Source organism: Providencia sp. NPDC089933 (genome assembly GCF_049545585.1).
Classification (GTDB): domain Bacteria; phylum Pseudomonadota; class Gammaproteobacteria; order Enterobacterales; family Enterobacteriaceae; genus Providencia; species Providencia huashanensis.
Genome location: NZ_JBMWDT010000003.1, coordinates 277,217 through 289,969 on the forward strand (window position 1 = coordinate 277,217; position 12,753 = coordinate 289,969).

Consider the following 12,753-nt stretch of genomic DNA (forward strand, 5'->3'; position numbering starts at 1 on the left):
TACTTCCAATTCGTTTCACGCCAGATCCTGGCAGAGAAATTCGCCGTTGTATAATTATCTTTATAAGTAGTTATATCGATACCCCACAGCGAAGAGGCAATATCATACTCTGATAAATTTTTTCGTGAAGCCATTTCATCATAAAACACAGAAAAGGTTGATGCTTCTCATATCTCACCCCCTTAGCTATATCAATTCATTCTTTAGTTAACTTGTATTGTTTTTCTTTATGTTATCCCAGAAAGAGATGAGAGCTTAAACTACGAAATGAATACAAAAAAAAAGCGTTATCGAAATGATAACGCTGGAAGTGTAGTCTTATTTTATCTATAGAGGTGTATAATATGAAATTGCCGTATTACGGCGACGCTTGCTATGCGTAGTCTGTAGTCAGCCCATTTGACTCCAGTAATAACACTTATCTCACTATATAAATACGCCCGCTATTCGAATTATCTAACTAAGTAATTATAGTTATTTTTAAGATAAAGCCTAATAACTTGCTAAATTTAAAATTCAAAAATTAGCGATGGCTTTATTAACCCTAGCGTAAGTAAATTTTAAATAAACATTTCAATATAACAAGGTATTTAAAAGTGTTTCTAAATGTTATTGATTGCATTATAACGTAATACATTTGTTGCGCAAGCATTTTTTTGTTCGAGTCCCTACGTGAAAATAAAAAAATATTCTTATTTTAAATCAATTAGTTATGTAAATTCACAGAAAAACAACAAAATAATAGTCTTATAGTTAAGATATTACAGACAATTTACATTTATTCGTTAAATATATATTTTACATATTTAAAATAATTTCCAATAAATAACTTTAATATTATTTAATCACTACAGATAATTACTTAAATATATTATTTAAGATTTCAAACTCCATATAAACATTAATAATACTTACATATAAAAAAACAAAAGAAATAAGCAGATATACTTATCTGTGTATTTTAAATTTACATAATAAAACTAATAGCTACTATTCCTATGATTAACAATCATTTTTTGTTTTTTTTAAAACAATAAAATAGCCGCAATATATATATGGTTATTGATATTAACAGGTAAAAAAAGATAAAAACATAAAACCTTATTAACAAAATGGTTTATTTTTTATTATATATAACTTATCTTTAAAATCGTTTTTAACAAAATAAAAAGCATTTACAACCAGACAAACTCGCATTTTAAAACTAAAAAACCAACTCAATAATCAACATTTCTTATGCGTATTCTAGAAAAATAAAGCTATCACTTACCGTTATCATCAAAAATCAGATGCCAAGTAACACCTATTCATTATAAAATTTAATGTTCCCCCTTATTTTTTTATTACTATAACCAACGCCCCGCCTAAAAATCGGCGAAAAAACATGAAGAACAAACTATAGCCCCATAAATTTGACGAAAAAATAGTGTGAAATAAGAATAAAACGCTTTAAAAATAAGTTAATCACTAAAAAATATGATTAAGCACAAGAGAAATACTATAAAGAGGTTAGCTCAAAACACTACATAGCTATTTTTGAACAATTAATTTTATACATAAAAAAACGCGTTCCATCCCAAAGGATAAAACGCGCCGGAAAGATTTGATGCTCCCCTTATTTAGAAGAGGATGTCGCTTCCATACCAACTAGACCGATTTTTAAATACCCTGATTGGCGTAATGCGTTCATTACATCCATCATAGTTTCATAATCTACACTCTTATCAGCTTGAAAAAAGATTGTTGTATCTTTATTCGCACTAGTGGCTTGGTCAAGCATTGCTGAAAGCTGATCTTTTGATACCGCTTGATCACCAATAAAGAGTTGGTTGTCTGCTTTAACAGTTAAAAATACGGGTTTTTCTGGGCGAGGCTGCGGCTTCGCAGTCGAAGCAGGTAAGTTGACTTTAATATCAACAGTTGCCAACGGTGCCGCAACCATAAAGATAATCAATAAAACTAACATAACGTCAATAAAAGGCGTTACGTTAATTTCATGCATTTCACCACTATCGTCTTGTTCGTCACCTAAACGCATTGCCATAATAATTACCTTGCTTTGCTATTTGCCAGATCGAGATCACGTCCCAATAATAATGCAGATTGAGCAGCGACATCCCCTACTTGACCACGGTAGTTGTTGATCATCCGAGCAAAAATATTATAAATCACAACGGCTGGAATTGCGGCGATAAGACCAATTGCAGTCGCTAGCAATGCTTCTGCTATCCCTGGTGCAACGACGGCAAGGTTAGTGGTCTGTGAGTGAGCAATTCCAATAAAGCTGTTCATGATCCCCCAAACTGTGCCAAATAAACCGACAAATGGAGAGATCGCGCCAATCGTTGCCAAATAACCATTTCCGCGCCCCATATAACGGCTAATTCCAGCGACAGCTCTTTCGAGGCGGAACGAAGTACGCTCTTTAGTCCCTGATAAGTCAGTACTATTGACAGAAAGTGTTCTTTCATTAACAGCTTCATTTAATAGCATACGGGTAACACTATTAGCTTTGAAACCATCTGCAATGCTGACAGCTTCATCAAGTGATTTTACCTCTGCAATCGCTTTGGCTTCTTCTTTTAAGCGGCGACGTGCAACTAAGATTTCTAACCCTTTTGAAAAGAACAGTGCCCAAGTAATAATTGAAGCAATGACTAAACCTATCATCACGGTTTTAACCACATTATCTGCATTTTGGTACATCCCCCAAACAGATAAGTCTTGATCAAACCCGCCAGTTGGTGCCTCTGTTGCCAGCTCAATATTTTCGCTAACCGCTGATGTATTTCCACCTTCCCCTTGAATGGGCTCTGCGGGTACTGATGCAACCTCAGCATTTGGTGCCGTTGTGGTTGGCGTAGCAGAATTTTCTACCGATGGTGTTGAGGATGTATTTTGAGACGCCGCTGGTGTTGTTGCAGGTGTGGTTTCAGCGACTGCCGTCCCCATCAAGCCGAACGCCAATAGAATAGAAGCTGTTAGTTTACGCATCAGTTGGCCTTTACTCTCTTTTTAGTGTTGTATAACAAAATTTATATCGATGATTGTGCCATTCATCGACTAACCATTAAAAGCGAAATTTGACTCGCACTGTCCATTCTTTTCAAAAAGACGCTGCTGATAATATCAAACACAGCGCGAATTGATAGTAATTATCATTAGTATTTGCAATTTTTTTATGTTTTTTTGCTCTTCGACAAAGAAGCCCTCTTCTATGATACGGTTATTTATCTTCAGCTTTGAGTTAACAATTTAGCTAGTTCACCATCGGCCTTGGTTGCTTTCACTCGGTAGATTACCCACAAATTTACTTCATCCCCATATTTAAAATGAAAGTTGAAGAATACTCAGGTTACATTTCCTTCGAGATCATTTAACGTCTTAGTATTAATCACCTTAGAATTCGGCAAATCACATTCTGTGTAGGGAAAAATCATGGCAGAGAGTAAACCTGAAACTCAATTAGTACATATTGGTCGAAACCCTAAGTACACACAAAAAGGGGTAAACCCAGTTATTCAGCGTGCATCATCTATTATTTTTGACACTCTGGAAGAAAAACGTCACGCAACCCGTCACCGTGCAGGTAACACTTTATTTTATGGGCGACGGGGTACACAAACACATTTTGCTTTTCAAGAAGCAATGACTGAATTAGAACAAGGGGCTGGTTGTGTGCTTTATCCTTCGGGCGCAGCCGCAATTACCAATGCTATTTTGTCTTTTATTTCAGCGGGAGAGCACATCCTTGTTACCGGCTCTGCCTATGACCCTACGCAGAATTTTTGCGACAACATTTTAACTAAGCTAAGCGTTCAAACGACTTATTTCGACCCATTAATTGGGGAAGATATCGCTGAGTTAATCCAGCCAAATACTCGTATCGTCTTCTTAGAATCACCCGGCTCTATTACAATGGAAGTTCATGATTTACCGGCTATTGTTCATGCAGTCCGTGCCAAATCACCTGAAATTATTATTATGATTGATAATACTTGGGCGGCTGGCGTATTGCTTAAGCCCTTATTATTCGATATTGATATATCCATTCAGTCTGCCACAAAATATATTAACGGCCACTCTGACGGCATGTTAGGTCTTGCTGTTGCCAATCAACGTTGTATCGAAACATTACGTGAAAATTCTTATCTATTAGGCCAAACCGCAGATCCTGATACCGTTTATATGGCAAACAGAGGGCTTCATACCCTAGCAACTCGATTAAAACAGCACCAAATTAATAGTTTGCAGATTGCACACTGGCTACAGCAACGGCCAGAAGTCGACCAAGTTTTTCATCCTGCACTTCCATCATCGCCCGGTCATGAATACTTCATACGCGATTTTTCTGGCTGTAATGGCTTATTCTCTTTTCAACTAAAATCTCGATTATCTCCTGAGCAATTCACCATATTTCTTGATAACTTTACTCATTTCAAAATGGGGTATTCATGGGGTGGGTTTGAATCACTGATTTTGGGGTATCAAAAAGAGGATTTACAAAACATGCGCCAATATGATTTTTCACCTAAAGAGGGGACATTTTTCCGAGTGCATATCGGCTTAGAGCACCCTGATGATTTAATTCATGATTTACAATTAGCTTTCGAGCGAATTTGATTTCCATTAAAAATCAATAAATTAATTATTTTAAATTGCAGGTTTCCATTTGCTTGTTGCCTGCAATTAATTTGCTAAATCACTAATTCATCAAACAAATCAAACTCGACGCACATTTTTCCTGTAATATAGTTAATAAAGAAATTCGCTTTTACGCAAATACAGGAACGATTATGGAAGTCCTACGCGAAATCGTACTGGCACTTTGGAACCACGATTTCCTTAAACTCTCCAACCCTGAAGTGCTTTGGGTTATTTATACCGTGCTTTTTGTTGTCATTGTTTTAGAAAATGGCGTTCTTCCCGCTGCATTTTTACCGGGAGACACCTTGCTTATCTTGTCAGGTGCACTAATAGCCAAAGGTGTATTACATTTTATTCCAACCATATTATTGTTAACGGTGGCGGCAAGTTTAGGGTGTTGGCTAGGTTTTCTACAGGGAAGATGGCTAAGCGAGACCACCGTTGTCAAACGTTGGTTATCCCAAATCCCTGAGGAATATCATACTAAAGCAAACAATATGTTTAACAAACAAGGGTTATATGCGTTACTTATAGGCCGGTTTCTTGCATTTGTTAGAACAATATTACCATTGCTCGCGGGGCTATCCGAACTCAGTCACCGTCGTTTCCAATTTTTCAATTGGTTAAGTGGCTTATTATGGGTTGGCTTAATTGTGAGCTTAGGTTACGCCCTCAATCAAATTCCTTTTGTAAAAGAACATGAGCAAATTGTTATCAGCGCACTGATGATCATCCCTGTTGTTTTACTCGTGAGTGGGTTAATTGGTTCAATTGTCGTGTATTGGAAACACCGTAAGGCCCTGTCAAATAACAAATAAAATTGATAACAGCAATGGCCACTAAATAGCGGCCATTCAGACTGTTGACAAACATATCATGTTTGGCGACAGTCGTTAGGGGTTCTGAAATAAACGAGGAAAATCAATTCATTGATTTTCGGCTGATAACACGGAGCGGGGAAAACCACGCTTTTATCCCGCTTCGTCAGCAACTTCAATGGCCGCTAAATAGCGGCCGTTTCACTTATTGCGCCATCAAAACAGTGATAGCTGAAAACAAATACTGACCAATTTCTGGGGTCATCCACGTCCCTTGAGAAATCCTTGGTTCTTCTCGATATACCATACGGATCTTTTCCTGTAGTTCAGGGTCTTTCCCCGTGAATTGATTAAACATCGCTAACCAGGTTTTCGCCAACTGCTGAACTTCCTCTGAGTCTGGGGATTTACGTGCTTTCATTGCATTATATAAACCTGCAATTAATTCGGGCCACACCTGCCCCGAAGCAAAATAATGCTGCCTAACCAAAGCAAATTGTGCAGCCGTTAAATGTGGTCTAAACAACGACAATTGGTATTCACTAAAACCCTCTGCAACATATTGGATCATTGCAACGGAAATCCCCGATGAATAAGCTAATGTATTATCGGATAAATGAATTTGATTCAGCCGAGCAAAGAAATCAGGGTTCCCTCCGGTATCTCTTTCTAGTGCAGTCATCCATTCATGTGCAATTTGTTGCACCTCTGTAGATTGCGGTGCTACACCTTGCTCCATTAACTGACTTACTGCTGCTATACGCTGTTGCCATTCTTGGTTTTTCAGCGTATGTGCTGTATACAATGGCAATTGTTCCAACTCTTGGGGGGTAAAATATTTATCAAACATCGACATCATCTCCAATACAGAAAACCAATCAGCCTGAGTTAAAACATCTCCTGTTTGCATTTGCCTATGTAATTGCTCTAATCGATAACGTAACGTTGCCATTTGTTCCATTTGTTCCGTTAATAATGCAATACGTTCTTGCAACAAACTTGCGATATCCCCACTCTGACCATCGAGTAATTCACCGATGTCTTTCAGTTTGACTCCAACTTGCCGTAACAATTGAATTTGCGTTAAACGCTCTATACATTGCATGTTGTAAAGCCGATAACCCGCATCGGTCCTTGCAGTTGGAAGCAACAAGCCAATCTCTTCATAATGATGAAGTGTACGGATGGTTAACCCTGTTTTTTCCGCGATTTCACCGACTTGAAATAGCATACGTTCCTCCTGTAATTGCGACTAAGGTTAGTGCCTCACGTTACGTGAGAGTCAACCAACATTTTGCATTTTTTTATTGAAATTGCATATTATCCCCAGATAAACAAAAAAGCCCCAGCAGACTGAACTGCAGGGGCTCATTAATGGCTAATGAATAATTTACTTAATTAACGCATGCATTTCTTGAACTGAAATCACTTTTTCTGTTGGGTCAGCGCTCAATGACATAGTCGTTGCAAACCCACCGTTTAACGTTGTGTCATAATGTACTTTATACTGCAAGGCACTACGGCGAATTAATTTAGAATCTTCAATGGCTTGGCGCCCCGCGGTTGTATTTACAATATAATCGTATTCACCATTCTTAATTCTATCTTGAATATGTGGACGACCTTCATGAACCTTATTCACCAACCTAGGGTTAATCCCAGCTTCCCCTAATACAATCGCTGTTCCGTGCGTCGCATCTAATTCGAAACCATGTTTTAGCAATTTTGCGGCTAAATCCACGACGCGCGTTTTATCACCTTCACGGACAGACAGGAGCGCTCGCCCTGATTTTTTCATGGTTGAGCTACTGCCTAACATTGCTTTAGCGAATGCTTCTGCAAATGTCCGCCCGACGCCCATGACTTCACCCGTTGAACGCATTTCTGGCCCAAGGATCGGGTCTACGCCTTGGAATTTATTAAATGGAAGAACAACTTCTTTCACTGAGTAATAAGGGGGAATGATTTCTTCTGTAACACCTTGTTCAGCCAATGTTTGCCCAACCATCACACGTGCTGCCACTTTAGCTAATGGCACACCGGTTGCTTTCGACACAAATGGGACGGTTCTTGCTGCTCGAGGGTTAACTTCAATCAAGTACACCTCATTATTTTTCACCGCAAACTGTACGTTCATTAAGCCACGCACACGTAACTCAAATGCAAGGTTACGAACTTGTTCACGCATGACATCTTGAATTTCTTGGCTTAAGGTATAGGCAGGCAACGAACATGCGGAATCGCCAGAATGCACACCGGCTTGCTCAATATGCTCCATAATACCGCCAATCAATACCATTTCACCGTCACAAATCGCATCAACATCCACCTCGACTGCATCGTCTAAGAAACGGTCAAGCAGTACTGGTGCATCATTCGATACACTCACCGCGGTTTGGAAATAACGGCGTAAATCCACCTCATCATACACGATTTCCATCGCACGACCGCCTAGCACATAAGATGGGCGAACTACCAGTGGGTAACCAATTCCCGCAGCTTTTTCAACCGCTTGTTCAATAGCAGTTACCGTTGCATTCTGGGGTTGTTTTAAATTTAAACGATTAACTGCTTGTTGGAATCGTTCACGGTCTTCAGCGCGGTCAATGGCATCAGGGCTAGTACCAATAACAGGAACACCTGCTGCCTCAAGTGCTCTCGCTAATTTAAGCGGAGTTTGACCGCCATATTGCACAATCACACCTTGTGGTTGTTCAATACGCACGATTTCAAGAACATCTTCCAATGTCACTGGCTCAAAGTACAGGCGGTCAGATGTGTCATAATCTGTTGAAACCGTTTCAGGGTTACAGTTAACCATGATGGTTTCATAACCATCTTCACGTAGTGCTAAAGAAGCATGTACACAACAGTAGTCAAACTCAATCCCTTGGCCAATACGGTTCGGGCCACCGCCTAACACCATTACTTTGGGCTTATCATTATTTGGGTTTGATTCACACTCTTCTTCATAAGTGGAATACATATAAGCCGTATCTGTTGCAAACTCTGCTGCACAAGTGTCTACTCGTTTATAAACAGGGTGTAAGCCATACCCTTGGCGTAATTTACGTAGCTCGGCTTCGGAGACGCCAACTAAGCTAGCAAGACGTGCGTCTGCAAAACCTTTGCGCTTCAATACCCGTAAAAAGTCTTTTGTCAGGCCATTTACACCTAACTCTGCAACTTTCTCTTCTAAACGGACTAACTCTTCAATTTGTACTAAGAACCAACGGTCGATATTCGTTAGGTTAAAGACACCATCTACCGAAAGACCTGCGCGGAAAGCATCTGCGATAAACCAAATTCGCTCTGCTCCCGCATCTTTTAATTCACGGCGGATCCGAGTTAATACTTCAGGGTCTTCTTGAGAGACTTTTGGGTCAAAACCAGTCGCACCGACTTCTAAACCACGTAGGGCTTTTTGCATTGATTCTTGGAATGTGCGACCAATTGCCATCACTTCACCCACAGATTTCATCTGAGTCGTTAAGCGGTCATTCGTACCTGCAAATTTCTCAAAGTTAAAGCGTGGTATTTTTGTCACAACATAGTCGATAGAAGGCTCAAATGAAGCTGGTGTACGGCCTCCAGTGATATCATTCATCAACTCATCGAGGGTATAGCCGACCGCTAATTTGGCAGCAATTTTGGCAATAGGGAACCCTGTCGCTTTTGATGCTAGCGCCGATGAACGAGAAACACGCGGGTTCATTTCAATAACAATTAAGCGCCCATCTTTAGGGTTTACAGCAAATTGAACGTTAGAGCCACCTGTTTCCACACCAATTTCACGTAAAACAGCCATAGAGGCATCACGCATGATTTGGTATTCTTTGTCCGTCAAAGTCTGCGCTGGTGCAACGGTGATAGAGTCACCGGTATGAATCCCCATCGCATCAAAGTTTTCGATTGAACAGACAATAATGCAGTTGTCTTTTTTATCGCGGACAACTTCCATTTCATATTCTTTCCAACCAATTAATGACTCATCAATTAATAACTCATTCGTTGGTGATAAATCTAAACCACGCGTACAAATTTCTTCGAATTCTTCACGGTTGTATGCAATACCGCCCCCCGTTCCGCCCATAGTAAACGATGGGCGAATAATACATGGGAAGCCAACATCATCAGCAACTGCGTAGGCTTCTTCCATATTATGTGCGATACCAGAACGCGCTGTACCCAAGCCGATTTTTTTCATTGCTTTATCGAAACGCTGACGGTCTTCTGCTTTATCAATCGCATCTGCAGTAGCCCCAATCATTGTTACACCAAATTCGGCTAAAACCCCTTTTCGTTCCAATTCAAGTGCGCAGTTTAGTGCCGTTTGCCCACCCATCGTCGGCAATACCGCATCAGGGCGCTCTTTTTCGATGATTTTGCGAACCACTTCCCAATGAATTGGCTCAATATAAGTAGCATCAGCCATCTCAGGGTCAGTCATGATCGTTGCAGGGTTCGAGTTAACTAAAATAACGCGATAACCTTCTTCACGTAACGCTTTACATGCCTGTGCACCTGAATAGTCAAATTCGCATGCTTGGCCGATAACGATTGGGCCCGCACCTAAAATCAGAATGCTTTTTATATCAGTACGTTTTGCCATTTTTCTGCTCCCGATTATTTTGCGTTTTGACGTGGTGTGTTTTGACGGTATTCATTGATTAAATCAATGAAATGGTCGAATAAGTTCGCCGCATCATGTGGCCCTGAGCTTGCTTCAGGATGGCCTTGGAAACTAAATGCTGGTTTATCCGTACGGTGAATACCTTGCAATGTCCCATCAAACAGTGACTTGTGCGTCACACGCAGTGTATCGGGGAGTGTTGATTCATCGACAGCAAAACCATGATTTTGCGCGGTGATCATAACAACATCGTTGTCTAAATCTTTCACAGGATGGTTAGCACCATGATGACCAAACTTCATTTTCATGGTATTTGCACCACTAGCCAGAGCCAATAATTGATGCCCTAAGCAGATCCCAAAAACAGGTATATTGGTGGTTAAAAATGTTTCAATTGCATTGATTGCGTAATCACAAGGGGCAGGATCACCAGGCCCGTTAGATAGGAAAATACCATCCGGCTCCATCGCTAGAACCGTTTCTGCCGAGGTCGTTGCGGGAACAACTGTTAAGCGGCAACCGCGGTCAACTAGCATTCGTAAAATATTACGTTTAGCACCAAAATCATAGGCAACGACATGTAAAGGAAGCTGTTCAGCGGCTTTCGCACCTTGCTGACCATTTTCTAGTGTCCAAGATCCTTGAGACCAACTATAAATCTCTTTAGTGCAGACTTCTTTTGCTAAATCCAATCCATTCAACCCAGAGAAACTACGTGCTTTTTCAAGTGCCAATGCGGCATCTGGACTATCCCCTGCGATAATGCAGCCATTCTGAGCCCCTTTTTCTCTCAATAAGCGGGTCAATTTACGTGTATCGATATCTGCGATAGCCACAACGTTGTGGCGTTTCAGATACTCTGACAACCCTTCTTGCCCACGAAAGTTGCTGTAAACCAATGGTAAGTCACGAATGATTAGGCCTTGAGCATGAACATTTGGAGATTCTTCGTCATCAGCATTTGTGCCGACATTACCAATATGGGGATAAGTAAGAGTAACAATTTGGCGGGAATAGGAAGGGTCTGTAATTATTTCTTGATATCCGGTCATTGACGTATTGAAAACGACTTCTCCAACTGCGGCACCTTCTGCGCCTATGGCATGCCCGTGGAATTGGGTTCCGTCTTCCAGAACCAATATAGCTGACTTAATCAAAACACCCTCCGGAGAATAATAAATCACGTTTTTTGCATATTAATTCAGATTTTGCGATCTAAATCAATGCCAAAATGAGTTTTTAAGCAGATTTTTGGCAAATTGCGCGCATTCTAATGATGAGATAGGGTCTTGTCTAGAAAAAAATGCATTTTTTACAATTTTACCTTACTTTTTTGCCAAGCTACCCTGAATTTATCGTTATGACCACCAAAAATGATAGCCAATATGAATAAGTAAACGGTTGCAACGTAAGATAACTGTAAAAATGATAATAACTCAGCTAAAAATCAGTTTAAAGAGAAATTAGTGATAAAAAAAGCATTAAAAAACAGGAAGACAAATAGAAATAATTACTTGAAAAGGTAAAAACACCGAACATTAAATATAATCAGATTGATGACTGTATCAATCTGATTATAAACAAAAATTATAATTTAAAAATTAAATATCATCTAAACACAATACATCTTTCATATCATATAAACTTGGTTTTTTAGCGACTACCCAGCCTGATGCCCTTATTGCGCCATTTGCAAACGTCATCCGGCTAGACGCTTTATGAGTGATCTCAACTCGCTCACCAATATCGGCAAACATCGCGGTATGCTCTCCCACAATATCACCAGCTCGAATAGTTGCAAAACCGATCGTCCCAGCTTCACGCTCACCGGTATAGCCTTCTCTTGCATATACCGCACAATCTTTTAAATCTTTACCAAGTGCACCAGCAATAGATTCTCCCATTGCTAAAGCTGTGCCTGATGGCGCATCAACTTTATATCGATGATGGGCTTCAACAATTTCAATATCGGTGTAAGTTCCCATCACTTTTGCGGCTTTTTCTAGTAATTTGAGTACTAAATTAACACCAACACTAAAGTTTGCCGCGAAAACAATTGGGATCACCGTTGCAGCATCTGCAATAGCTTGCTTACCTTGTTCATCGAAGCCTGTCGTGCCAATGACCATCGCTTTTTGATTCTCTTTACAAAATGCTAAATAATGTAATGTGCCTTCTGGGCGTGTAAAATCAATCACAACATCAAAATCATTTACCACTTGGTTGAGTGAATCAACAACAGAAACACCTAGTTTACCAACCCCTGCAAGCTCACCGGCATCAGCTCCAATGAGTGATGAGCCTTCACGTTCAATGGCTGCGCCTAGTTGAATACCTTCTTGCTCTTGTGCCGCTTGAATTAATTGCCGCCCCATGCGACCACCTGCGCCGACTACCGCAACACGTACCACTGAATTTGCCATGGTTCATCCTTTTTTCATTATTAATGCAAGAAATTGAATCTAAACTGCTTTAGGCTGCAAAATTAATATATTGCCCGCAGTCTGAAAAATGATTGTGATACAGATTAACCATCATAGCGGCAATCCGCTAGCAAAAATGCATTGATATTAACAAAAGCATAGAGAGCGCGTTGATTATCAGAAAAAGTTTTAATAGGAGGAAAAAAACAGGAAATGAATGTTTAAACAAAAT

The 12,753-nt window shown here is 39.9% G+C and carries 8 protein-coding genes; 2 read left to right on the forward strand and 6 right to left on the reverse strand.

The annotated features are described in order from the left end of the window. Positions 1-1,615 precede the first annotated feature (1,615 nt). Both exbD and exbB read right to left on the reverse strand, forming a co-directional pair. Positions 1,616-2,044 (reverse strand): TonB system transport protein ExbD, encoded by a 429-nt coding sequence (gene exbD / locus ACPEH5_RS06735; RefSeq protein ID WP_042846968.1) that lies wholly within the window; start codon positions 2,042-2,044, stop codon positions 1,616-1,618. Between the two features lie 5 nt (positions 2,045-2,049). Continuing rightward, positions 2,050-2,994 carry a tonB-system energizer ExbB gene (gene exbB, locus ACPEH5_RS06740; protein WP_042846969.1) on the reverse strand — a complete coding sequence of 315 codons (945 nt, stop codon included), beginning with the start codon at positions 2,992-2,994 and terminating at the stop codon, positions 2,050-2,052. A gap of 444 nt (positions 2,995-3,438) precedes the next feature. Here exbB and metC point away from each other — a divergent pair, with 444 nt between their 5' ends. Together metC and ACPEH5_RS06750 are read left to right on the forward strand one after the other, a co-directional pair. Then, on the forward strand, positions 3,439-4,623 hold the full coding sequence (metC, locus tag ACPEH5_RS06745; RefSeq protein ID WP_129466865.1) for a cystathionine beta-lyase: 1,185 nt from the start codon (positions 3,439-3,441) through the stop codon (positions 4,621-4,623). A gap of 173 nt (positions 4,624-4,796) precedes the next feature. Beyond that, on the forward strand, positions 4,797-5,465 hold the full coding sequence (locus ACPEH5_RS06750) for a DedA family protein (protein WP_042846971.1): 669 nt from the start codon (positions 4,797-4,799) through the stop codon (positions 5,463-5,465). 205 nt (positions 5,466-5,670) lie between these two features. On the opposite strand, the gene ACPEH5_RS06755 is transcribed toward ACPEH5_RS06750, so the two are convergent. From ACPEH5_RS06755 to dapB, 4 genes are all read right to left on the reverse strand, one after another. Continuing rightward, on the reverse strand, positions 5,671-6,696 hold the full coding sequence (locus tag ACPEH5_RS06755; RefSeq protein WP_166686977.1) for a MerR family transcriptional regulator: 1,026 nt from the start codon (positions 6,694-6,696) through the stop codon (positions 5,671-5,673). A gap of 159 nt (positions 6,697-6,855) precedes the next feature. Further along, a complete protein-coding gene (gene carB, locus ACPEH5_RS06760) occupies positions 6,856-10,077 on the reverse strand; it encodes a carbamoyl-phosphate synthase large subunit (RefSeq protein WP_042846974.1) in 3,222 nt (1,073 codons plus the stop codon). 14 nt (positions 10,078-10,091) lie between these two features. After that, the gene (gene carA, locus ACPEH5_RS06765) at positions 10,092-11,255 is read right to left on the reverse strand and encodes a glutamine-hydrolyzing carbamoyl-phosphate synthase small subunit (RefSeq protein ID WP_048608414.1); all 1,164 of its coding nucleotides are present in this window, start codon (positions 11,253-11,255) and stop codon (positions 10,092-10,094) included. A 444-nt stretch (positions 11,256-11,699) separates the two neighbouring features. Then, positions 11,700-12,521 (reverse strand): 4-hydroxy-tetrahydrodipicolinate reductase, encoded by an 822-nt coding sequence (gene dapB, locus ACPEH5_RS06770; protein ID WP_042846976.1) that lies wholly within the window; start codon positions 12,519-12,521, stop codon positions 11,700-11,702. Positions 12,522-12,753: the final 232 nt, after the last annotated feature.